General features: G+C 63.0%; 18 protein-coding genes and 1 riboswitch. Of the genes, 7 read left to right on the forward strand and 11 right to left on the reverse strand.

Features of this window, described 5'->3' with window-relative positions; translation table 11 throughout:
• Nucleotides 1–99 precede the first annotated feature (99 nt).
• Nucleotides 100–1,005, reverse strand: a complete 906-nt coding sequence (locus tag AC07T0_RS16230; RefSeq protein ID WP_495002154.1) for a helix-turn-helix domain-containing protein — start codon at nt 1,003–1,005, stop codon at nt 100–102.
• Nucleotides 1,006–1,133: 128 nt separating this feature from the next.
• Between AC07T0_RS16230 and cobF the strand changes: the two genes are divergently transcribed.
• Nucleotides 1,134–1,889 carry a precorrin-6A synthase (deacetylating) gene (gene cobF, locus AC07T0_RS16235; protein ID WP_495002155.1) on the forward strand — a complete coding sequence of 252 codons (756 nt, stop codon included), beginning with the start codon at nt 1,134–1,136 and terminating at the stop codon, nt 1,887–1,889.
• A 159-nt stretch (nt 1,890–2,048) separates the two neighbouring features.
• Nucleotides 2,049–4,382 carry a glycoside hydrolase gene (locus AC07T0_RS16240; RefSeq protein WP_495002156.1) on the forward strand — a complete coding sequence of 778 codons (2,334 nt, stop codon included), beginning with the start codon at nt 2,049–2,051 and terminating at the stop codon, nt 4,380–4,382.
• Between the two features lie 3 nt (nt 4,383–4,385).
• Here AC07T0_RS16240 and AC07T0_RS16245 read toward each other — a convergent pair whose 3' ends face one another.
• Complete coding sequence (locus AC07T0_RS16245; protein WP_495002157.1) at nt 4,386–5,678, reverse strand: glycosyltransferase; 1,293 nt, start codon at nt 5,676–5,678, stop codon at nt 4,386–4,388.
• Nucleotides 5,679–5,768: 90 nt separating this feature from the next.
• A riboswitch (cobalamin riboswitch) is annotated at nt 5,769–5,987 on the forward strand.
• Between the two features lie 95 nt (nt 5,988–6,082).
• Between AC07T0_RS16245 and cobW the strand changes: the two genes are divergently transcribed.
• Genes cobW through AC07T0_RS16265 form a run of 4 tightly spaced genes read left to right on the forward strand, consistent with a single transcriptional unit; the run spans nt 6,083 to nt 12,618 of the window.
• Nucleotides 6,083–7,150, forward strand: a complete 1,068-nt coding sequence (gene cobW / locus AC07T0_RS16250; protein WP_495002158.1) for a cobalamin biosynthesis protein CobW — start codon at nt 6,083–6,085, stop codon at nt 7,148–7,150.
• A 3-nt stretch (nt 7,151–7,153) separates the two neighbouring features.
• Entirely contained in the window at nt 7,154–10,927 is a 3,774-nt protein-coding gene (gene cobN / locus AC07T0_RS16255) for a cobaltochelatase subunit CobN (RefSeq protein ID WP_495002159.1), read from the forward strand.
• Between the two features lie 12 nt (nt 10,928–10,939).
• Nucleotides 10,940–11,971 carry a magnesium chelatase ATPase subunit I gene (locus AC07T0_RS16260; protein ID WP_495002160.1) on the forward strand — a complete coding sequence of 344 codons (1,032 nt, stop codon included), beginning with the start codon at nt 10,940–10,942 and terminating at the stop codon, nt 11,969–11,971.
• A 35-nt stretch (nt 11,972–12,006) separates the two neighbouring features.
• Nucleotides 12,007–12,618, forward strand: a complete 612-nt coding sequence (locus AC07T0_RS16265; protein WP_495002161.1) for a vWA domain-containing protein — start codon at nt 12,007–12,009, stop codon at nt 12,616–12,618.
• A gap of 382 nt (nt 12,619–13,000) precedes the next feature.
• Here AC07T0_RS16265 and AC07T0_RS16270 read toward each other — a convergent pair whose 3' ends face one another.
• Nucleotides 13,001–13,264 (reverse strand): hypothetical protein, encoded by a 264-nt coding sequence (locus AC07T0_RS16270; protein WP_100943402.1) that lies wholly within the window; start codon nt 13,262–13,264, stop codon nt 13,001–13,003.
• Between the two features lie 359 nt (nt 13,265–13,623).
• Here AC07T0_RS16270 and AC07T0_RS16275 point away from each other — a divergent pair, with 359 nt between their 5' ends.
• The gene (locus tag AC07T0_RS16275) at nt 13,624–14,949 is read left to right on the forward strand and encodes a sigma-54 dependent transcriptional regulator (RefSeq protein ID WP_495002162.1); all 1,326 of its coding nucleotides are present in this window, start codon (nt 13,624–13,626) and stop codon (nt 14,947–14,949) included.
• A 65-nt stretch (nt 14,950–15,014) separates the two neighbouring features.
• Here the strand turns inward: AC07T0_RS16275 and fapF are convergent, their stop codons facing one another.
• The 8 genes from fapF to AC07T0_RS16315 form a co-directional block, all read right to left on the reverse strand.
• The gene (gene fapF / locus AC07T0_RS16280; protein WP_495002163.1) at nt 15,015–16,319 is read right to left on the reverse strand and encodes a fibril amyloid transporter FapF; all 1,305 of its coding nucleotides are present in this window, start codon (nt 16,317–16,319) and stop codon (nt 15,015–15,017) included.
• 49 nt (nt 16,320–16,368) lie between these two features.
• Nucleotides 16,369–17,118 carry a fibril amyloid subunit FapE gene (fapE, locus tag AC07T0_RS16285; protein ID WP_495002164.1) on the reverse strand — a complete coding sequence of 250 codons (750 nt, stop codon included), beginning with the start codon at nt 17,116–17,118 and terminating at the stop codon, nt 16,369–16,371.
• 43 nt (nt 17,119–17,161) lie between these two features.
• Nucleotides 17,162–17,842: a fibril amyloid maturation endopeptidase FapD gene (gene fapD, locus AC07T0_RS16290; RefSeq protein ID WP_495002165.1), complete on the reverse strand. Its 681-nt coding sequence runs from the start codon at nt 17,840–17,842 to the stop codon at nt 17,162–17,164.
• A gap of 63 nt (nt 17,843–17,905) precedes the next feature.
• On the reverse strand, nt 17,906–18,862 hold the full coding sequence (gene fapC / locus AC07T0_RS16295; RefSeq protein ID WP_495002166.1) for an amyloid-like fimbrin subunit FapC: 957 nt from the start codon (nt 18,860–18,862) through the stop codon (nt 17,906–17,908).
• 70 nt (nt 18,863–18,932) lie between these two features.
• A complete protein-coding gene (gene fapB / locus AC07T0_RS16300; RefSeq protein WP_495002167.1) occupies nt 18,933–19,508 on the reverse strand; it encodes a fibril amyloid subunit FapB in 576 nt (191 codons plus the stop codon).
• A 1-nt stretch (nt 19,509) separates the two neighbouring features.
• Nucleotides 19,510–19,950 carry a functional amyloid chaperone FapA gene (gene fapA / locus AC07T0_RS16305; protein WP_495002168.1) on the reverse strand — a complete coding sequence of 147 codons (441 nt, stop codon included), beginning with the start codon at nt 19,948–19,950 and terminating at the stop codon, nt 19,510–19,512.
• A 451-nt stretch (nt 19,951–20,401) separates the two neighbouring features.
• A complete protein-coding gene (locus tag AC07T0_RS16310; protein ID WP_495002234.1) occupies nt 20,402–20,938 on the reverse strand; it encodes an AAA family ATPase in 537 nt (178 codons plus the stop codon).
• Between the two features lie 61 nt (nt 20,939–20,999).
• Nucleotides 21,000–22,634: a methyl-accepting chemotaxis protein gene (locus AC07T0_RS16315; RefSeq protein ID WP_495002169.1), complete on the reverse strand. Its 1,635-nt coding sequence runs from the start codon at nt 22,632–22,634 to the stop codon at nt 21,000–21,002.
• Nucleotides 22,635–22,792: the final 158 nt, after the last annotated feature.

A 22,792-nucleotide genomic window follows, 5' to 3' on the forward strand; every position in this document is an offset into this window, starting at 1 on the left:
GCCAGCGATGGCGGCCGCAAGGCCGGTACAAGCCTCAAGGGCCTCATCGCTGGCAAGCCAGCTCCTACAGGTCCGCGTTCTGCCTCTGAATCCGGGTCATCAGCCGTGGTTCTGCTCGGTCAGACGTTGTACCGCCAGGCGCCGGTAATGCGAAGGGGTCATGCCCTTGAGTTGCTGGAAGCGCCGGTTGAAGTTGGAGATATTGTTGAAGCCGGACTCGAAGCAGACATCGGTCACTGGCTTGTCGCCGTCCGCGAGCAATTCGCAGGACTTGCTGATGCGCAGGCGATTGACGAATTCGACGAAACAACGGCCGGTGGCCTGCTTGAATACCCGGGAAAAGTAGGTGGGTTTCATGCCCAGGTACTCGGCCACTTCTTCCAACGGCAGTTCGCGGGCGTAGTGGGCAAAGATGTAGTCGACCGCCCGGTTGGTGCGGTCGATATTGTGCTCGTCGGCCAGTTGTGGTGTGGTAGCGCCAGACAGCAACTGGTAGTCGTCACAGTTGCCCAGCAGTTCCAGCAGGATCAGGAAATGACCGAGCCGGGTGACCCCCCGGGAGTCGGCGATACGTTGCATCAGTGTCGTGGCCTGGCGCACGGTGTGCTGGCAACGGAACTCGATGCCGTACTGGGCCCGTTCCAGCAGCGGTGTCAGGGCTTTCAGCTCGGCAAACACCAGGTGGCCGCTTTCGAACAGTTCGTCGGTGAAGTTCACCAGCATGTCGCGCTTGGGTACCACTTCATCCTCGGCCACCTGGCTGATCCAGTTGTGGGGCAGGTTGGGGCCGGTCAGGAACAGGGTCTGCGGGTAGAAGTTGCCGATATAGTCGCCAATGAACACCTTGCCGGAGCTGGCGACGATCAGGTGCAGCTCGTATTCCTTGTGGAAATGCCAACGAACCAGGGGGCAGGGAAAACCATGCTGGCGATAGATGATCGACAGGCCGTTGTGGTCGTCCATCAACTCGTAGGAGGGGTCGGTGACGCGGGCTGCTCGGGTCATGCCTGGCTACTTTTTGTCGTTTTTTGTTGTGGGCGCCTGCCGATAATGCCCTCATCCTCGCCATCGCGCCAGTTGCACCGTGCCCAAGATGGGCCCGTGCCAGGCGCCGGACACCTGGAGCGCCAGTCATGAAAACCCTCCTGCTGATCGGCATGGGCCCCGGGCACCCGGAGCAGATCACCGTGCAGGCGATCAACGCGCTCAACCGCGCCGCGGTGCTGTTCCTGCTGGACAAGGGCGAGGCCAAGGACGATCTGCTGAATCTGCGCAAGGCCATCTGCGAGCGTTATATCCAACAGCCCGGCTGCCGGCAGGTCCAGGTCAGCGATCCGCTGCGCGAGGACTCGGCGGCGTCCTACGAGGCGGGGGTCGAACACTGGCATCGGCAGCGGGCCAGCCTGTTTGCACGACTGATCGACGAGGAGCTCGGCGAAGATGAGTGCGGTGCGTTCCTGGTCTGGGGCGATCCGGGGCTCTATGACAGCACCCTGAGGATTCTCGAGCGGGTTCGCGCGCTCGGCGGTCCGGCGTTCGCCGTCGAGGTGATCCCGGGCATCAGCAGCATCCAGGTGCTGGCCGCGCACCATCGGATTCCTCTGAATCGCATCGGCGAGCCGCTGCTGATCACCACCGGGCGGCGTCTGGCGGCGGCCGACCTGGACAACGTGGTGGTCATGCTCGACGCCCGCTGTGCGTTCGGCCAGTTTGCCGACCAGGACCTGGAGATCTATTGGGGCGCCTACCTGGGCACCGAAGACGAACTGCTGGTGGCCGGCAAGCTGCACGAGGTCGGCGAGCGGATTCGCCGTGTGCGCGAAGCGGCGCGCAAGCGCAAGGGCTGGATCATGGACTGTTACCTGCTGCGCCGGCCACTGAAGTCCTGATTGTGGTGTGGGAGCGGTGCGGCGGTCCGACAAGCCCCGCGCCCACATCCGCAGATTTTTAGTGTTTTCACTCGATTCGAGGGGAAGGGGACTACAGGGCATTTTCTCCTCTGTCAGTTAAGGTTCGTCGGTTTACACACCTGAATCGACGAGGACAACATGAAGGCCACGCCGCCGCGCTGGGTGAATGATCGTCGCTGCTTGCAGATCTGGCTGACCCTGCTCGGATCGGCCTTATCCCTGACGGTCGAATGCGCTTCCCTGGTCTACCTGCCCCATCGTTCAGGTACCTTTGTCATCGACCCGGCCAGCCTGGCCGTGTCCTTGCTGCACCGCGACGAACACCGGCCCCCGGACCTGCTCAGTGCCGCGGCCTTCGACAAGGACACTCAGGTCATCGAGCACACCGGCAACCGCTGGCGGGTCCGACAGGCTGAGCAGGATTTCAGGGTCGAGGTCGGGATGGACCGGGAGGCCCTGGTGGTGACGGTGCATGCCCAACAGCCGGGGCGACTGGAGTGGCCTCGGCCCATCGACGGCGGGGCGATCGAGGCCCATGCGATTCCGTTTGGCGAAGGCGCCTATATTCCCAGTGATGATCCGAAATGGCTGGACTGGCTGCTGCGGCGCTATCAGCCATCGCGGCTCAACGGCGTGCTGTCGATGCCGTTCTGGAGCGAACTGCGCAAGGACTATTCACTGACCTGGATCGTCGAGACGCCGTTCAACACCAGTTTTGGTATCAAGGAGCAAAACGGTCGCCCCGTGCCGACCCTCGGCCATACCTTCAATCGCTTGGCCCCCGATGCACCTTACCGGGTGCGCATTGTCGTCGGCCCGCGGGAGTCGCTGATCGGCGCACGGCTGTACCGGCAATGGCTGCGGGATAACGATCAGTTCGTCTCGTTGCGCGAGAAAATCCACAGCCAACCGCAGATTGCCCAACTGGGCGGCGCGCCGCATATCTATCTGTGGGATGCCGGGCCGCTGAAGGCTGGCGATGTCCTGCACTGGCCGGAGTTCCTACGCTTTTTTGCCCGCCACCGCGACGATAGCGATCACCTGGCGTCCAGGCTCTGGGGGGCCTTCGAACTCAAGGCCCGTGAGGCCTTCCTGCTGGCGCTGGGCGAAGCCGATAGCGCCTCTGAGCAGGTTCCGCCTTTTGCCCGGATCCAGGTGATCCGGGCGATCAACTCCGGGTTGCCTGCGGTGATCGTACGCGAGGCCCGGGCGCCGTTGCCCGGCAATCACGATCCGCAGGCCGAGGTGGCCTGGGCGCAAACGGTGCGTCGGCAGTTGCGCGAGGCCTTTGGTGATCTGCTGGCGCCGGCCGAGCGCTGGGGCGGTGGGTTGTCCCTCGACACCGTTGTCGCCTTGCAAGGCGCGGGTCTGGCGCGGGCCTGGTTGGGCGCCGATGACTGGCGCGACACCTTCTGGCACCCCGAGGCGGTGGACGCCGCCAAGGCCGCCGGCTACCTGGTGTCGGCCTACGACAGCTACGGCAGTGCGCATCCGTCGAATCTGCAAGCCAGTTGGGCGACCGCGAAGATGGGCGATGAACTGGCCGCCGCCGGTTATACCGATGAGCAGGGCAAGAAAGTCCAGGGCTTCAATGGTCGAGGGGTCTACGTCAATCCACGCCGTGTCGAAGCCTATGCCAAGCGGCGGATCAGCGCCGTGGCGCAGGCGGGGCGCCTGAACAGCTACTTTCTCGATGTCGATGCCGCCGGCCCCGAGTTCAGTGATTACACGCCGGGCCGGGAAACCAGCCAGGTGCAGGATGCCGAGGCGCGCCGCCGGCGTCTGGCGTATCCGGTCCAGGCGCTGGACCTGGTCACGGGCAGCGAGGGTGGGCTGGCCTTCTATGCGCCGGTCATCGCCTTCAGCCATGGCATTGCCACCCAGCCCTTTGCCTGGATGGACGCGGATATGCGCAAGAACAAACGCTCGCGCTACTACCTGGGCGGCTATTGGCCGCCGGAAACCCCCAACCTGTATTTCAAGGCGGTGCCGTTGAAGCCGGAGGTGGCGCGCTTCGTGACCTCGGCCGAGTTTCGCTTGCCGCTGTATCAGATCGTGTTGCATGACAGCCTGGTCAGTACCCATCACTGGGAGTACGGTTCGCTGAAATTTTCCAGCGAGCGCGAGGTCACGGCGTTGCTGCAATTGCTGTACATGGTGCCCCCGCTGTATCACCTCAACGATCAGGTGATTTCCCGCGATTTGCCGCTGATCAGCGCCTACGACAAGGTGTTCCGGCCCCTGCACGAGCGCCTGTTCAGCCAGGCCATGGATGACTTCCAGATCCTGTCCGCGGACCGCCTGCTGCAGCGCTCGACCTTTGCCGACGGCACGCTGATCACCGTCAACTTTTCCGTCCGGCCCAGCCGCACGCCGGAAGGTCGGCAGCTGCCGCCGTTGTCGGCGCATGTCGTGGTCTCCGGCGAGCCGGCGCAACTGATCGAGATCCGCCAGGTCCTCGGCGCCTCCTGAACATCAGTCGACGCGGTTTTTCGCCTCGATCCACTGGGACATGTACTGGGTGCTCTTGTGGTGATGATGCCGCAGCATCGCCCCGGTGAAATTGTCCCGGCGGTGGGCCGCGAGGTCGAGGCGGCAGGCCTGGATCCGGGCAATCAGCGCGGGGCCGTGGACCCGGCGCTCGTAACGGGCGGCGAGCAGCGCCTGGCCGTTGGCCTGGGCCTGCTGCCACAGCGTGCGGTCCTGGTAGAGGCGCACGGCCGCTTGGGCCAGGGCGACGGCGCTGGTTTCGATGGCGCCGGCCCAGGGCAGCCCACCGTGCATGGCTTCGGCCCCGATGGGGGTGGTGACATTCGGCGTGCCGCAGAGCATGGCGTCAACGATCTTGCCCTTGATCCCGGCGCCGAAACGCAATGGCGCCAGGCAAATGCGCGCCGCCGCCATGACGTCCAGGGCATCCTCGGCCCAGTTCATGATGTGAAAACCCTGGGCGGGGTTGTGCAGCGCGGTGGCCTTGGGCGGGGTGTAGGCGCCATAGATCTGCAGCTGGGCCGTGGGCAACTGCTGGCGGATCAGCGGCCAGAGCGTGGTCTTCATCCAGAGCACGGCATCCCAGTTCGGCGCGTGGCGGAAGTTGCCGATGCTGAGAAAATGCGCACGCTCGTCGAAATCGCGATAGGCCGCCACAGGTGTGTCGATCATCAACGGGCACCAGTGCAGCAACGCCGCCGGGACCTTGAATTGTTCGACCAGCAACTGCGACTCGACATCGGAAATCATCAGGCTCAGGTCCGAACGGTAAATCGCGGCGATTTCCCGCTGGGCCTGATCGGTTTCGCTCATCTGTTGGAACACCTGCCGCTGATCGGGAGCGAACAGGCTGCTGAAGTCATTCTGGTCCTGATCGTCTTTCAGGCGCGCCTTGAGCTGTTGTTGGCGGGCATCGCGCAAGCTTTGCAGGTCCGCGGTCTCCAACACCCGCAGGGCCTCGGGGCAGTGTTTTTCCACGCGCCAGCCGAACTGCTCCTCCATCATGAAGCGGTCGAACAGCACCACATCCGGTTGCAGGCCGGCGACAAAGCTGTCGAAACTGCTGCTGTTGAGCTCGATGCGACACTCCTCGATACCCAAGCTCGCCAGGTCGGCCTTGTGTTCGCCGACGGCGGCGGGGCTGGCGAAGGTGACGCGCCAGCCGGCGTCGAGAAAACTCTCGAGGATCTGCATCATGTGGCCGCCAGCCGCCGACGAGCGCGGTTCCGGCCAGACGTAACCGATAACCAGGACCTGAGTGATGTCGGTGGCGTGCATGAGTACGATTCCTTGAAACGGGCAGGGCGGGAAAAAGGGGCGCAATTAAACCACAGCGACGCTCGCGATTGACCTGCCTCGACGCACTGCGTAGCCTTGCAGCTTCGAGGTTCTTCGGCATTCGGCCGAAGCTAAGAAGGGAACGCGGTATGCCGCGGCTGCCCCCGCAACTGTAAACGGTTCGATAGCCCTGCAATGCCACTGTCTGCGGACGGGAAGGCGCAAGGCCAGGTCTACCGCGTGCTGCCCAGAAGGCGCCGCGACGGCCCGACCGTAAGCCAGGAGACCTGCCTCGTGACCGTTTCTCACTACAACCGGGCGGGGTGATCCGGTGGCGAACGCATCCGCGCCCCAGGGCCGTGGTTCTCGTCCCGTATGCCCGCCACTTTGCCAAAGGGCATCCGATGAAAACACTGGCCAAGCTTCCCGTCACCATCGTCACCGGCTTTCTCGGCTCGGGCAAGACCACCTTGTTGCGCCATATGCTCGACAACGCCCAGGGCCGCCGCATCGCGGTGATCGTCAACGAGTTCGGCGAACTGGGCATCGACGGCGAGATCCTCAAGCAGTGCTCGATCGGCTGCACCGAAGAAGAGGCCAGTGGTCGCATCTATGAACTGGCCAACGGCTGCCTTTGCTGCACGGTCCAGGAAGAATTCTTCCCGGTGATGCGCGAGTTGGTGGCGCGCCGTGGCGACCTCGATCATATCCTCATCGAAACCTCCGGTCTGGCGCTGCCCAAGCCCCTGGTGCAAGCCTTCCAGTGGCCGGAAATCCGTAGTGCCTGCACCGTCGACGCGGTGATCACCGTGGTCGACAGCCCGGCCGTCGCCGCCGGCACCTTCGCTGCGTTCCCGGACCAGGTGGATGCCCAGCGCAAGCTTGATCCGAACCTGGATCACGAGTCGCCGCTGCACGAACTGTTCGCCGACCAACTGTCCAGCGCCGACCTGGTGATTCTCAACAAGGCCGACCTGATCAGCCCTGAAGACCTGGCCCGGGTGCGCCTGGAAGTGGCCGAAGAACTGCCGCCGGCGGTGAAGGTCGTCGAAGCCAGCAGCGGCCGCCTGCCGCTGGACGTGCTGCTGGGCCTGGGCGCCGGTTCCGAGGAGCATATCGACGGCCGTCACAGCCACCACGATCACCACCACGATGCTGACGATCATGACGATCACGATCATGATGCCTTCGACTCGATCTCCCTGGAGCTGCCGCAAGCGGATGAAAGCCTGCTGCTGGACGTCCTGACGCAACTGGTGGTCAAGCACGGCATTTTGCGGGTCAAGGGCTTCGCCGCGATCCCGAACAAGCCGATGCGTTTGCTGATCCAGGGTGTAGGCACACGTTTCGACAAGCATTTCGACCGTGCCTGGACGGCGGCCGAACCCCGCGTTACCCGCCTGGTGCTGATTGGCCAGGATCTGGATGCCGCGCTGCTCGAATCGACCTTGCGCACCGCGCTGACCGCCTGACCCATGCACCTGCTCAGGACCCAGCCCGGCGGTTTTGTGTCGGATGACAATATTGCCGACCTGGGACAAACCCCCGCCGAGCTGGTGATCCTCTGCAGCGGCGATTCCAGCCTTGCGCTGCTGGCCGAGGCGGCCGGGCAACTGCCCGACGATTACCCGAGCCTGCGCCTGGCCAATCCCATGCAGGTGCAGAACCATGCCTCGGTCGACCTCTATGTCGACCAGGTGCTGCGACATGCCCGGGTCATCCTGCTGTCGCTGCACGGCGGGATCGGCTATTGGCGTTACGGTATCGAGCGTTTGGTGCAACTGGCCGAGCGCGGGGTGACCCTGATCCTGGTGCCGGGGGACGATCGTCCGGACCCGGAACTGAGCGACTTGAGCAACGTACCCGCCGCGGAGGGTGAGCGACTCTGGCATTTTCTGCGCCAGGGTGGCTTGGGCAATGCCCTGGACCTGTACCGCTGCCTCGCCAGTCGTTGGTTGGAGCGCGACTATGCCTGGGCCGAGCCGAAGCCGTTGCCGCGCACGGCGATCTATCATCCTCGCCACGGTGACGCCGGACTGGCCGGCTGGCGCGCCGATTGGCGGGTCGGTCAACCGGTCGCGGCCTTGCTGTTCTATCGCTCGCATTTGCAGGCGGCGAATACCGCCTTTGTCGATGTGTTCTGCCAGCGCTTGCTGGTGGCCGGGCTCAATCCCTTGCCGATTGCCGTGGCCAGTCTCAAGGAGCCCGGGTGCCTGAGCGTGGTTGAGGACCTGCTGGACGAGGTGACGGCCGCAGTGATTCTCAACACCACCGGATTTGCCCAGTCCAGCCCAGAAGCCCCGCATCTGCGGCCATTTCGCCGCGATATTCCGGTGATCCAGGCCATCTGTGCCCAGGACAACGAGCCCGGTTGGCAGGCCAGCGAGCAGGGCCTCGGCCCCCGTGACCTGGCGATGCATATCGCCTTGCCGGAACTGGACGGGCGCATCATCAGCCGGCCCATCAGCTTCAAGGACTTGGCTTGGCGCAGCGAGCGCAGCCAGAGCGATGTGGTCTGCTATCGGGCCCAGCCCGAGCGCATGGATTTCGTTGCAGAACTGGCCCGCCGCTGGGTCGATCTGGCACGGGTGCCGAATGCGAACAAGCGCGTTGCCCTGATCCTCGCCAACTATCCGACCCGCGACGGGCGGATCGGCAACGGCGTGGGCCTGGACACACCAGCGGCGGCGCTGAATATCCTGCGCGCGCTCAAGGACCAGGGTTATCCGCTGAGCGAGGCGTTGCCTGAGAGTGGCACGGCGCTGATCCAGGCTTTGCTCGGTGGGGTCAGCAACGACCTCGATAGCCTGGACCTGCGGCCTTGCCAGCAGAGCATGGCCCTGGCCGACTACCAGGTGATGTTCGAGCGCCTGCCCGAGAGCAATCGCCAGGCGGTGTTGGCGCGTTGGGGCCGGCCGGAACAGGACCCGATGTTCCGTGGTGGGCGGATGATGGTGGCCGGCCTGCGTTTTGGCCTGACCTTTGTCGGCATCCAGCCGGCCCGGGGTTATCAGGTCGATGCCAGCGCGGTCTACCATGATCCGGACCTGGTGCCGCCCCACGGTTACCTGGCGTTCTATTTCTGGCTGCGGCACACCTATGACAGCCATGCGCTGATCCATGTCGGCAAGCACGGCAACCTGGAATGGCTACCGGGCAAGGGCGTCGGTCTGTCGCAGCAGTGTTGGCCGGATGCATTGCTGGGGCCGTTGCCGAATATCTATCCGTTTATCGTCAACGACCCGGGCGAGGGGGCCCAGGCCAAGCGCCGGACCCAGGCGGTGATCATCGATCACCTGATGCCGCCGCTGACCCGGGCCGAGACCTACGGCCCGCTGCGCGACCTGGAGCTGCTGGCCGACGAATATTACGAAGCGCAGTTGCTCGACCCGCGGCGTGCCCGCGAGTTGCAGCGGGACATTCTCAAGCTGGTTCGCGAGACGCAGATCGATCGTGAGCTGCAACTGGACGCGGGCCTCGACAGCGATGCCGAGGCGGCGATCTGGCTGCCACGGTTGGATACCTACCTTTGCGACTTGAAAGAGTCGCAGATCCGTGACGGCTTGCATGTGTTCGGCGAATCGCCGACCGGGCGCCTGCGCATCGATACGCTGCTGGCCTTGCTGCGGATTCCCCGTGGTGACGGGCGTGGCGCCCAGTCCAGCTTGTTGCGGGCCTTGGCCAAGGCCTTTGCCATGGGTTTCGACCCGTTGGACTGCGCCCTGGGCGAACCCTGGAACGGGCCTCGGCCTGAGTCGTTGCAAAGCCTCAGCGAGGAAACCTGGCGCACCGCTGGCGACAGTCGCGAGCGCCTGGAACTGTACGCCGGGCAACTGATCGAGCGTGCGCTACGGGGCGAGGTCGATTGCCCGGACACGGCAGGCTGGGCCGATGTCCGGCTGATCATCGACGGACTGCTGACGGTGGTCGCGCCGCGCCTGGATGCCTGTGGCCCGGCGGAGATGAGTGGTCTGCTCGACGCCCTGGCGGGTCGCTTCGTACCGGCGGGCCCCAGCGGCGCACCGAGTCGCGGACGCCTGGATGTGTTGCCCACCGGGCGCAATTTCTTCTCCGTGGATGTGCGCAACCTGCCGACCACCACCGCCTGGCGCATCGGCTTTCAGTCGGCCAACCTGATTCTCGAGCGGCATTTGCAGGACCATGGCGACCATTTGCGCCAGCTTGGCCTGTCGGTCTGGGGCACGGCGACCATGCGCACCGGCGGCGACGATATCGCCCAGGCCATGGCGCTGATGGGCGTACGGCCGGTGTGGGCCACCGGCAGCCAGCGGGTCGACGATTTCGAGATCCTACCCCTGAGCCTGCTGGACCGGCCGCGGGTGGATGTGACCTTGCGGGTTTCCGGGTTTTTCCGCGATGCCTTCGCCAACCTGATCCGGCTGTTCGACGCCGCCGTGCAGGCCGTGGCGGCGCTGGACGAGCCGGCGGAGTTGAATCCGCTGGCCGCCAGGGTCCGCGAGGAGCGCGAGCAGTTGCAGGCCGAAGGCCTGGATGAGCAACAGGCGGCCCGCCAGGCCGGTTGGCGAATCTTCGGCGCGAAGCCGGGGGCCTATGGCGCCGGGGTGCAGAACGCCATTGACGGGCGCTTGTGGCAGAGCCGCGCGGACCTGGCCGAGGTCTACCTGAACTGGGGCGGTTATGCCTATGGCGGCCAGGATGAAGGCACGGCGGCGCGCGAGCAGTTTGCGCAACGGCTGGGCCAGGTCCAGGCAGTGCTGCAAAACCAGGACAATCGCGAGCACGATCTGCTCGATTCCAATGATTACTACCAGTTCCAGGGTGGCATGTTGGCGGCGGTGGAAACCCTGCGCGGCGCGCCGGCTGCCAGCTATCATGGCGACCACAGTCAGCCGGACCTGCCGAAGATCCGCACGCTCAAGGACGAGTTGAACCGGGTTGTCCGCTCGCGGGCGGCGAATCCGAAATGGATCGACGGGGTCAAGCGCCATGGCTATAAGGGTGCGTTCGAGCTGGCGGCGACCGTCGACAATCTGTTTGCGTTCGACGCCACTACCGGCCTGATTGACGATCACCAGTACGCCTTGCTGGCTGATGCCTATCTGCTGGACCCGGACACCCGCGACTTTGTCCGCGAGCACAATCCCGCGGCATTGCGCGACATGACCGAGCGTCTGCTGGAAGCCCAGCAGCGCGGCTTGTGGCGCGAGCCCGGCGCGTACCGCGAGGCGCTGGAAAACCTGCTGCTGGATATAGAAGAAGATTCCTGAGGTGTGCAAGTCATGAGCGATACCCCGCATTTCCCGCTGTCGGCCGTGGTCGGTGCTGACGACCTGAAGCTGGCGCTGTGCCTGACGGCGATTGATCCGAAGATCGGTGGCGTGCTGATCGAGGGCCCGCGGGGCATGGCCAAGTCGACCCTGGCCCGTGGGCTGGCGGATCTGCTGGCCAGTGGCTTGTTCGTCACCCTGCCGCTGGGGGCGACGGAAGAGCGGCTGGTGGGTACCCTCGATCTGGACGCGGCGTTGGGCGAAGGTCGGGCGCAGTTTTCCCCTGGCGTACTGGCGAAGGCCGACGGCGGGGTGCTTTATGTCGATGAGGTCAATCTGTTGGCCGATCATCTGGTGGACCTGCTGCTGGACGTCGCCGCCAGCGGCGTCAATCGGGTCGAGCGCGACGGTATTTCCCACCAGCATTCGGCGCGATTTGTACTGATCGGCACCATGAACCCGGAAGAGGGCGAGTTGCGCCCGCAGTTGCTCGACCGTTTTGGCCTGAACGTGGTGCTCAGTGGTCAGACGCCGCCGAGCGAGCGCGGGCAGATTATCCGTCGGCGCCTGGACTTCGATAGCGATCCGCAAGGTTTCTGCGAACAGTGGGCGCCGGCGCAGGAGTCCTTGCGCGAGCGTTGTAGCCAGGCCCGGGCCCGATTGCCGGAGATCGCCCTGGATGACCAGGCTCTGGAGGCGATTACCCAGCGCTGCTTTGCGGCGGGTGTCGACGGCCTGCGCGCGGACTTGGTGTGGTTGCGTGCCGCCCGGGCCCATGCGGCCTGGCGCGGTGCCGGACAGATCGCTGCCGAGGATATCGAGGCGGTGGCCGAGTTTGCCCTGCGTCATCGCCGTCGTGAGCGGATGCCGCCAACATCGACACCGGCTTCGAATCCGAGCGCGTCGCCCCAGGCGGCGAGCGAGCCGGACCCGAGTCCGGGTCAGGGGCAGTGGGGTGAACTGCCGGCCCAGGCCTTGCCGGTCGGTGCACGTCGGGAAATTCCGAGCTGGCCAAAAAAGCCCCAGGCATCCGCCCTCGACTGAAGCCGGGGGCGGATGCCAGGCCTCGCTCAGGTCACTTGTCTGGTGGGCGTCAAGGCGTCAGCCGGGCCGGCGAAAGCGGCGCGATCAGTTGGGTGGAAACCTTGTTGGGCGGGCGCCCGCGTTCGCGCAAGGACTTGCGCTTTCGTCCGCGCAGCCGTGCGCCCCATGAACTGTGGCTGGTGATTGTCGATGCGTCGGCGTCGACCCGCCGGCACCAAGCGTTGAGTGACGCCAAAGGCTTGCTGGCGCAGTTGTTTGACGATGCTTACCGGCAACGGGCGCGTTTGGCGCTGATGACCGTCAGCGGTGATCGGCCCCGCTGGCAGCTGCAGGGCTTGAAGGCTTCGAGTGACTTGCGCGGTTGGCTGGACGGCCTGGGGGCGGGAGGCGGAACGCCGTTGCAGGCGGCACTGGCGGAAGCGGCGGATTGGTTGAGCAAGCGACAGCGGCGCCATGGGGCTGAACGGCAGCGGGTGTTGTTGCTGACGGATGGGCGCTTGAAAGCCTGGTCGGGCTTGCCGGTCTTCAACTGCCAGGCGTTGCTGGTGGACCTGGAAAAAGGCCCGATCCGCCTGGGGCGCGCTGTGCAGTTGGCGGCGGAGCTGAGCGCGCAGTACCTGCATATCGAAGAGCTTTCAACACTCTGACAGGCTCTGCGATCCTGCTGGGGAGCACGATCAACTGTAGGAGCCGGCTTGCCGGCGATGGCGGGCGTGTGAGCGGCGCAAGACTCAAGGGCCTCATCGCTGGCAAGCCAGCTCCTACAGGGGGTACGGCGATATCCTGCGGGGAACTCGATCAACTGTAGGAGCCGGCTTGCCGGCGATGGCGGGCGTGTGAGCGGCGCAAGGCTCAAGGGCCTCATCGCTGGCAAGCCAGCTCCTACAGGAGGTACGGCGATATCCTGCGGGGAACTCGATCAACTGTGGGAGCCGGCTTGCCGGCGATGGCGGCCGTACGGCTTGCATCGCCATTGCTGGCAATCGAGCGTCGCCCCCTACAGATCTTGCAGTGTTCCCTGGAGGCGCTTCAGGCCGACAAGGTCCAAGGCTGCAGGTCGTAGCCTTTCTGGCTCAACTCCGCACGGGCCTGTTGCAGCAGGCTGACCAGTTGCTCGGAGTCGGAGTAGGCGCTGCAAGGAATCTGCTGGCGACCGATGCTGTTGTTGGTACGGTCGATCACGGTCAGGCTCAGTTCACCTTTGTCTTGCGCCACCCAGGCAACACACTGGAATGGTTTAAGGGCCTGGCCGGCCATCAGAAGTGCTTCGTTCATACGGAGCGGGGCGTTCATGGATTTTTCTCTCAAGTATGCCCAAACAGTTCGTTGGACCGTCGGCTTGGGCTCACCGTCTCGGTCGGTTACTTGTACTGATGTCCCAACACCGGCATCAGGTCACACAAGTCGTAAAGTTTTTTTCACTTTTTTTCACTTGCTCAGTTCAAGCGTTGTTTCGACCAGACCAACCCCGATGAGTTCGCAGCAAGGGCGCAAAAGCTCTGGTACAGGGCTTCTGGATATAACGCTGGTTTGTCGCCGGGTTTATAACCAAACGGTACAAGATCGCGTCAAATTTTTGCTAGTGTTACAGACAGGTTTGCCAACTGATTGTTTCTAATAAATATTTGAAATTATGGCGCCAAGGATCAGTCATGCAAGAAGCGGTTCCGCTCAGACGCCTGCTGGTGGTTGATCCTTGCGATGACTGTCATCGCTTGCTCCCCGGCTTGCGCATGGTGGGCTGGGATGTCGACAGCTGCAATCTGGACGTCGCCGGCGACCGTTCCTGCGATGTGGGTCTGTTGCGCCTGCAACCTTTTCATCTCGAACGCCCCGAGGCGGTCAAGGACCTGATCAGCCGCAGCGGCACCGAGTGGATTGCGGTCCTCAGCCAGGAAGTGCTGCGTTTGCAGAACGTCGGTGACTTTGTCTGTGAGTGGTTCTTCGACTTTCATACTTTGCCCTTCGATGTTTCCCGCGTACAGGTGACATTGGGTCGCGCCTTCGGCATGGCGCGCTTGCGCGGCCAGGGTTCGATCCATGTCGACCAGCCGGAGCACGAACTGCTCGGCGATAGCCGGTCGATCCGCGAGTTGCGCAAACTCCTGGGCAAACTGGCGCCCACCGAGTCGCCGGTGTTGATTCGCGGGGAAAGCGGCACTGGCAAGGAGTTGGTGGCGCGGACCCTGCACCGCCAGTCCCAGCGCCACGCCAAGCCATTCGTGGCGATCAATTGCGGGGCGATTCCGGAACACCTGATCCAGTCCGAGTTGTTCGGGCATGAGAAGGGCGCCTTTACCGGGGCGCACCAGCGCAAGGTCGGGCGGATCGAGGCGGCCAACGGCGGCACCTTGTTCCTCGATGAAATCGGCGACTTACCGCTGGAGTTGCAGGCCAATCTGTTGCGCTTCCTGCAGGAAAAGCATATCGAGCGGGTCGGCGGCAGCCAACCTATCGCGGTGGATGTACGGGTGCTGGCGGCGACCCATGTGGATCTGGAGGCGGCCATCGGTACCGGACGTTTCCGTGAAGACCTCTATTACCGGCTCAACGTCTTGCAAGTGATGACGGCGCCGCTACGCGAGCGGCATGGCGATGTGGCGATGCTGGCCAACCACTTTTCCCATTTCTACAGTCTGGAAACCGGGCGCCGGCCGCGGAGTTTCAGTGAAGAGGCGCTGGTCGCCCTGGGCAACCATGCCTGGCCGGGCAATGTCCGCGAGCTGGCCAATCGGGTCAGGCGCGGGCTGGTGCTGGCCGAAGGGCGGCAGATCGAGGCCCGGGACCTGGGGCTGGACAGTCTGCCTTGCGACAGCGCGCCCATGGGTACGCTGGAGGACTATGTGCACCGTGCCGAGCACCAGGCGCTGTGCGATGTATTGAACCGACATAGCGATAATATGAGCGTCGCCGCCCGCGTACTGGGGGTATCACGCCCGACTTTCTACCGATTGCTGCACAAGCACCAGATCCGCTAAGGCGCGGTAAGCGAAACGAAAAGGCCCGCAACGTTTGCACGTTGCGGGCCTTTTCATGGGCGACGTCAGAAGTAGTAGGGGAACTTCACGCTGAAAGAGAAGTTCGGCGCATCGGGGGTCATGCCCAGAGAGAGCATGGGTACTATGGTGAGGTTGGGTGAGGCGGCGATGGTCATGCCGATGTTGAAGAACCCGGAGTTGGCGTCGCTGCCGACCACGTTCTGCCAACCCTGGCCGCTTTGCTGGAGCCGGCTCTTGCGTTGCACCAGGTCCGAGACCGAGAAGGACATGCTCATCTTCTCGTTCAAGGCGAAGGCCACGCCGGCGCCGATTTGGAAGCTGTCGCCGAGCTGAACTTTGCCGGGAACCACCTCGCCCTCCTGCGCACTGATATCGCTGAACGACCTCTCGAAGTTGTGGGTGTAGGCCAGGGTGCCGAACAGTACGGCCGGGTCAAAGGTCTTGACCAGCGAGATGCCCGGTGTCAGGGACCAGACCCCGTTGCCGGTGGGTAAGTCGGTCGGAAAGGTCAGATTGCCCTCGGTGGCCGGGGCCTTGACGAATTTGATGCCATAGGGGTCCTTGCCGGTCGGGGCCTTGACCCGCAGGCTGAAGACCGCGTCCGGCCAGCTTTCCGATTCGTCAAGGAACTTGTAGGCCACGCCGAAGTTGACGTCGCCCAGGGCCGGGTCCTTGGTGACCGTCTGCTCGGCCGTGATTGACGCCGCGCCGTTGTTGCCACCGCCCGATTGATAGGTGGACTCGCGGTAGACAATGGGGGCGTTGATATCGAATTGCCAACGGTTGTCGACGTTGTAGCGGGCCGTCAAGTCCATTGTCCAGGTGTCGGCCTTGATCCTGTCCAGGTTGACCGTACCCAGCAGGATCGAGTCCAGGGCCAGGAAACCGTTGAGAAACAATTGGCGAGTGTCATAGCGCGTATAGGTGATCCCGGTTTCCACGCTGAACTTGCCATTGCCGAAGAAACCGCTGGCCTCGTTGTACAGGTCGGACACACTCTGGGCCGGCGCCGAATCATCCTTGAGCGATTGACCGTAAGAGGCGCCAGAACTGCTGGCCGCAGACCCAGGGGCGTTCGCGCTGGCTGCCGCCACCGTTTGCCCCTTTTTCAGGTCGGCCGGGGATTTGACCAGGCGTTTGGGTGGCGGCGGCGTTGGCTGGTCCTCTACCTGGCGAACCCGTTGTTCCAATACCGACAAGGCTTGTTGTTGTTGTACGTAGCGTTGTTTCAGCTCCTGGAGTTCCTGTTTCAGGGCCTCTACCTCGGGGTCAGGCGCTGCTTGCAGCATCGACGCCGGGAAGAGCACACCCACACATACAGCAGCGCGTAGCGAGAGCGAGAGAGACATGAAATAAGTCGTCCTTTTCTGACGTCCAATGGTCGAAAATGAGCGTAGTTCAGAATCCCATGCTGCGTAGTCCCTTGAGTTGAGTCAGGTTGCAATCCAGTGCTCCTACGGTAGGCATGTTGTTCTGTAACACCACATTGAGTTGAGTCATGCTGCGGACCAGGTTGTTGCCACCCAGCAGGGTGGTGGATTGCAGCACGCCGCCCTGGGCGATCTGCTGCTGCAGATTGCCCTGATTGTTATTGGCCAGTATCTGCATTTTCAGGCCGCTGGAAGAGGCGGAGACGGTGACGCTGCCCGCGGCGCCGAAGCCGGTGATGCTGCCGCCGCTGGTGAGCACTTGCCCCGTTGGCTGAGGACCGCCCGGGACCTGATTCGCTTCGCTGACATTGATGAGCACGTTGTTGCTGGCGCTGTTGCCGTCGCCAGCGGCGCGCACCACCTGGGTCACGCCCGCCGAGACGTTCAGGCCGGCACCGCCGATAACCGTGCCGGAGCCTTGGGTCGGTGCGGAGCCATTGCCTTGGGTGCTGTAGGTGGTGACGTAGAACTGCGGCTTGACAGTCGATTGCTGAATTTGCAGGGAAGTGGCCGCGCCGATGAGGTCTCCCTGGGCGTTCGTCCAAGTGCTTTGCATGACAATCCCAAAGCTGATGATGCGTCCTGGCATGACATAGCGGCCACGCAGTTCGGAGAGTTCCTGATCTTTCAGTTCGATGGGCTTGAAGGGCAGGGTTGCGTGTGCCGGCAGGCAGGTGAGTGCCAGGCAACTGACCATCAGCCAGTGTGAGTTTTTCATATGCTGCTCCCGGAGCGTCCTGCTCCTTTATTTTTAGTGCACCTTAAAAGAAGTCGCTCTGGATAAAGCCGAAATCCATCAGTTCCGCGTCCTTGATCGGGTGAAAGGTGTCCAACTTGTTCTTGGCCGTGAGCGGCGCCGGTGGGTCGAGCAAGGCGTTGCTCTTGTCGTAGCCGGGGCCGATGATGGCGAAAATGATGCCGTTCCAGCCTTTCTGGAAGTCGGCATTGGTGTAGCGTTTGTGGCCCAGTACCGGGTCGCCGATATAGACCCAGTCCTTGTCGGCGCGCTGCATCACCACGAAATGCTTGTAGCCGCGGATGTCCATCATCACCACGACCGGAATAGTTACGCTGGGCAGGCTGTCGGCGGGAATCTTGTAGCCCCGCGCACGCATGCCGATGCTTTCGATATAGCGCTTCATGTCCAGCATGGAGAAACCCTGTTTCTTGACCAGTTCCTGATCGGAGGTGGTCAGCATGCCTTTGATGATCTGTTCTTCGTTGACGTCCAGCCAGTAGGCTTGGCGCAAGAGGGTGGCGAGTGCGGCGGCACCGCAACTGAAGTCGGTCTTCTGCTCGACCAGATCGGAAAAACGCCGTTCGCGAATGCTTTGTACCTGTTTGTAGAAAAGCACGGCGCCGGGTAGACCGGGCACGGCCATGGTGGCGGCCTGAATTGGAACAGAGAGAAAAAGCGCGAGGGCAAGGGCGATAGCACGCATGGTCATACGCCTCTCAGAGCTGAAAAAAGAGCCCCGTTTCCGGGGCTCTCAGTGCTGTTGCCACTACATGCAGGCGCGGCAGCCGGCAGCAATGGACAGCGTGTTGCCTTGTTGGTTGCCGACACCGGCCGCCACGTTGGCACCCACGTTGCCCGAGGCATTGTTGAGCGAGTTGTTCATGCTGGCGTTGTTGACCACAGGCATTTTCCAGCCATTTGGTGTCATGACTTGATAGGTGATCACACCGTCCAGATCAATGGTGCCCATCTCGGTACCCTTGATGGTTTCTTTCCCTTTGTCACCCCAGCTATCGTTGCCATAACCGCCTTTGCCGCCGCTTTCGGTACCTGAGAAGGTCCCTTTGTAGCTGCCGTCAATATCGATAGTGGCTTTGAGGGTGGTGACTTTGTAGGCTTGTACCGCATCGTTGTTGACTTTCAGGCCGGTGGAGGTCTGGGTAGCCGCACCGCTTGCCGAAGCGACACGACCGCCGGATACCGCGATGGCCAGGTCGTTTTTCTGTTGGTTGAAGTCGCCAGCGGCCACGTTGACACCTATGTTGCCGGAGCCATTGTTGCCGGAGCTGTTCATCGAACCATTGTTCTGGGTGGATTGGTTGTTGACCGTGTTGCTGTAGTTGGTCTGAGTCAAGCTGGTGCTGGAAGTGGCGCTGCCGAAGATGAAGCTTTCGTCGGCGGTGGCCAGCGCGGCTTCGTTGAGTTGCTGGTTGCCATCACCGGCTGCGGTGTTGGCGCCGACGTTACCGCTGGCACTGTTCAGCGAGCTGTTGATGCTGCCGTTGTTCTTGGTGCCTTGGTTGGAGACGACGTTGCCGTGGCTGTCCTGCTTGTCGTTCACCGAGGCGGTGGCGCCGGCGGTGATTTGCAGCAGGGTGGCGAGGCTAGGGTCGTGGTCATGATGACGACGACCGTGTCCTTCATCGCCGCCTGCCTGGGCGGCCATTGCCATGACGGCGGCCAGTGCGAAGACCAGTGGTTTGAGAGCCATTGTGGGTTTCATGGTGTGTATCTCCGTGCTTATTAGTTGAGTTAAGTGTTGGTACTTTCTAATTGGCACTGCACGGGTCAATTCAATCAGCGACCCGGATACTGAGGGTGTTGGCCATTCGGTTGCCCACCCCCGCGCTCTGGCTCACCTGAATCACGCCTCGGCTGCCGGTGAAGGCCTGGTCGCTGGTAACGACCTGGCGGCTGCCTGGTGGTGTGGAAGAGCCTGAGTTCGCTGACAGCGCCACGTTCTGTTGGGACAGGACGCTGTCGTCGATGCTTTGTGGCACCGCACTGATGCTGATGCGCACGACGTTGATCATCTGGTTGTTGGCACCGGCGGATTGGTTGACCCCAACCATGCCGTTACCGTTACTGAAAGCGTTGCCCTGGATGGCCACCTTGGCGTCGATCGCGGTGCTGGCCCCGCTGCTGATTTTCTGGGTCAGCGCGGTGCTGGCGCTGGCGCTGGTGCCGACTGCAATGGCGCGGCTGTTGAGCTGTTGTTGCTGGTCGCCGGCAGCCTGGTTGACCATCACGTTGCCGTTGTATTGCTGGCCGCTGTTGCTGAGGGTGGCGCTGTCGATAACCGGGCTGGCGGAGTCGGCGAGTACGCTGGCGCTGCTGAACAGGGCGAGAAGAAACAGTGAGTGGCGCATGTCATTGCCCCTTGCCGATGGCGCCGAGGGCGTTCATGCCGGCCGAGAGTCCGTGGTTGACCGTATTGGCGATGCTGGCGCCACTGCCGCCGCCGTGTCCGGCGGCCATTCCCGGCAGACCATTGGGGTTGTTCAGGCCCGGCATATCGACGGTATGCTTGTCGATCAGCTGGCTGATGGAGCCGCCGGTGCTGACGCCGGCGATATCGCCATCACTCAGTTCCCGACCGGTAATCGAGGTGATGCGGGCGGACTGGTTGGCGTTGACCGTGGTCGGATTGGGGTCGGGTTGCGCCGGTGCGCGGCCCCACGATTCGGGCTGCAGGGGACGGCTCAGCACAATCACCCCGTTGCCGCCGGCCTGGACCGCGAGGCTGAGCATCGAACTGATCGCGCAACTGATCAGCAAGGTGCGGGTAAAGCCGGTTGTGAGTGTCCCCATGACGAGATTCCTTTTTCAGTACGCTGGCCCTAGCCTGGCGTTGACAAGGAAAGAGCAGAAGTTGTGCCTCTTTTTGTTTTTCTTTTGAAAACAATGAGTTGTTTTGGATTTCGGAGGAGACGCGCGAAAGCTGTTTCAGGGATGAGACAGGCGCAAGGGGGACGGGCGGGAGGATTTCTGCGCAACGCAGTAATACGGGCGCTTTCAGCGCCGGTGTATCAGCGGCTTAACACCAGGGGCATTGCGGGAGTTGAACCGTTGATTTTGAGGCTTCACCTGTGTGCCGGATGTTTCAAGAATGGACACAGGGCTGGAAAATGGCCGGGCCTGACCTTGAAAACACGATGGCTCCTGTAGGCGTTGGCTTGCCAGCGATGAGGTCCTTGAAACTTGCGGTGTCCGTCCGGCCGCGATCGCCGGCAAGCCGGCTCCTACAAGGTGCGCGATGTTTTCAGGCGCGTGTTTTACCTTCCAGCAGTTGGGCGACAGCCGCGAGGGCCTGCTCGCGACGCGCCTGCCAATCGCCGTCAATCACAGTGACCGCTTGTCCATGCCGAGTCAGCCAGTCGAGGCTGGCAGCGAAAAATGCCTGGCGTTCGCCCAGTCCGGGTTGGCAGCGCTGGCCGTCGTCGGTCCAGCCCACGCCTTCGGGGCGCAGTAACAGGTGCAGGTCATAGTGGCGCGCCTGGAGGGCCTGTTCGATCCAGGCCGGGCATTCGCCGAACAGGGTTTGGCTCCAGAGCAGGTTGCTCAGCAGGTGGGTGTCGAGAATCAGCAGCGCCGGTGCCTGCGCGCGGGCCGCGTCCTCCCACTCCAGCTGTCCGCGGGCGATGGCAGGGATGTCCGCCAGGCAGGTGTCGCGCGGGTTGCATTCGATGAAGTAACGCACGTACTCGCCGACCACCAGGCCGCCGAAGTGTGCTTGCAGCTCGGCGGACAGCCCGCTTTTACCACTGGACTCAGGTCCCGCCAGGACGACGACCTTCATGGGCGCGGACATGCGGATTCCTTGGGCTGGAAAAAAGGAGGGCGATTGTACCCTCCCGCTGTCACACCTTGAACTGCTTGAGCAAGGTATTGAGCTGCTGGCTCAGGGTCTTGAGTTTTTCACTGTCGACACTCGACTGTTCGGCCGCCAGGGCCGTGCTGTGGGACAGTCCTGCCGCGTCGGTGACGTTCTGGTTGATTTCCTCCACCACATGGGACTGTTCGAGGGTGGCGCTGGCAATCGAGGCATTGAGCCCGTTGAGGTTGCGCAGAGCCTGGCCGATGGCATTCAGGCTCTCGCCAGCGAGACCCGCCTGCTCAATGGTCAATTGCGAGGCACGGCTGCTGTCGCCGATCACTTTCACCGCAGCCTCGGAATGGCCTTGCAGGCGTTCGATCATCGACTGGATCTCCGCCGTGGACTTCTGCGTGCGCTGGGCCAGCAGGCGCACTTCATCAGCCACCACGGCAAAGCCGCGACCTTGTTCGCCGGCCCGGGCGGCCTCGATGGCGGCGTTCAGGGCCAGCAGGTTGGTCTGTTCGGCAATCGACCGAATCACTTCAAGAACGCTGCCGATCTGCGTGCTTTCGGCCGCCAGGGTGCGGATCACTTCCACGGCCTGGTCGATGGTGGCGCAGAGCGAATCGATCTGTTGCAGGCTGTTGTCGATGTTCAACTGGCCCTGCCGGGCCTGGGCTTCGGCGTCACGCATTTCGCTGGCGGCCTGCTCGGCGTTCTTGGCCACATCCTGCACGCCGTAGGTCACTTCGTTGATTGCCGTCGCGACCATTTCCATCTGTTGCGATTGCTGCTGGCTGCGGGCCTGGGCCTGGGTGGCGTTGCTGCCCAGGTCGGTGGAGGATTGGCCGAGCGCCGTCGCCGAGGCCTGGAGCTGGCCGACCACGCTGCGCAGCTTGCTGGTAAAACCGTTGAAATGGTGGGCCAGTTGCGTCACTTCGTCCTGCCCGTGGGTGTCGAGGCTGCGGGTCAGGTCGCTTTCACCGCTGGCGATATTGGCCATGGCGTTCACGCTTTCCTGCAGGGGGCGCACGATGCTGCGGGCAATCATCGTCACCAGCAGCGCCATGATCACGGCAATCCCCAGGCCGATCAGCGACGCGCGCCATACCTGGCCGTAGAACTCGTCCTGCAGGTCGTCGACGTACACGCCCGAGCCGACGATCCAGCCCCAGGGCTCGAAGAGCTGTACATAGGAGGTTTTCTGCACCGGGGCGCTGGCGCCCGGTTTCGGCCAGCGGTAGTTGATCATGCCCGCGCCCTTGGCCTTGGTCAGGGTAACCATCTCGTTGAACAGGGCGTAGCCGTCAGGGTCCTTGATCCCCGAGAGGTCCTGGCCTTCAAGCTTGGGGTTGGCCGGGTGCATGATCATCACCGGGCGCTGGTCGTTGATCCAGAAATAGTCGGTCTGGTTGTAGCGCAGGCCGCGGATCACGCTCAGGGCCTGCTTCTGCGCGGCTTCGCGGCTGAGGGTGCCGGCGGTTTCCAGGTCATGGTAGTAGTTGAGGACGCCACTGGCGACCTGGACCACGTGCTGGGTCTTCTGCGCCTTGCCCTGGTAAAGGTCGTCGTGGATCTGCTGGAGCATCAACAGGCCCAGGGTCAGCAGCATCGCCATGGCGACGATGAGGATGAGCCACAACCGCCGACTGATCGACACATTTCGCAAACTATTCATGAGGACACCGCTCCTGGTTTCTTCTTGTTTTGATCATCGCCGATCTGCATCCAAACAGGTTTTGTCGCTCTTGCCCAGTCAGCTTACGGCTACTTTCCAGGCAGCCACAAACAGGCGTGTCTGATAGGATCTCGGCCCGAAACCGGCAAACCTGAGTT

The organism is Pseudomonas sp. GW821-FHT04D07 (genome assembly GCF_059420225.1).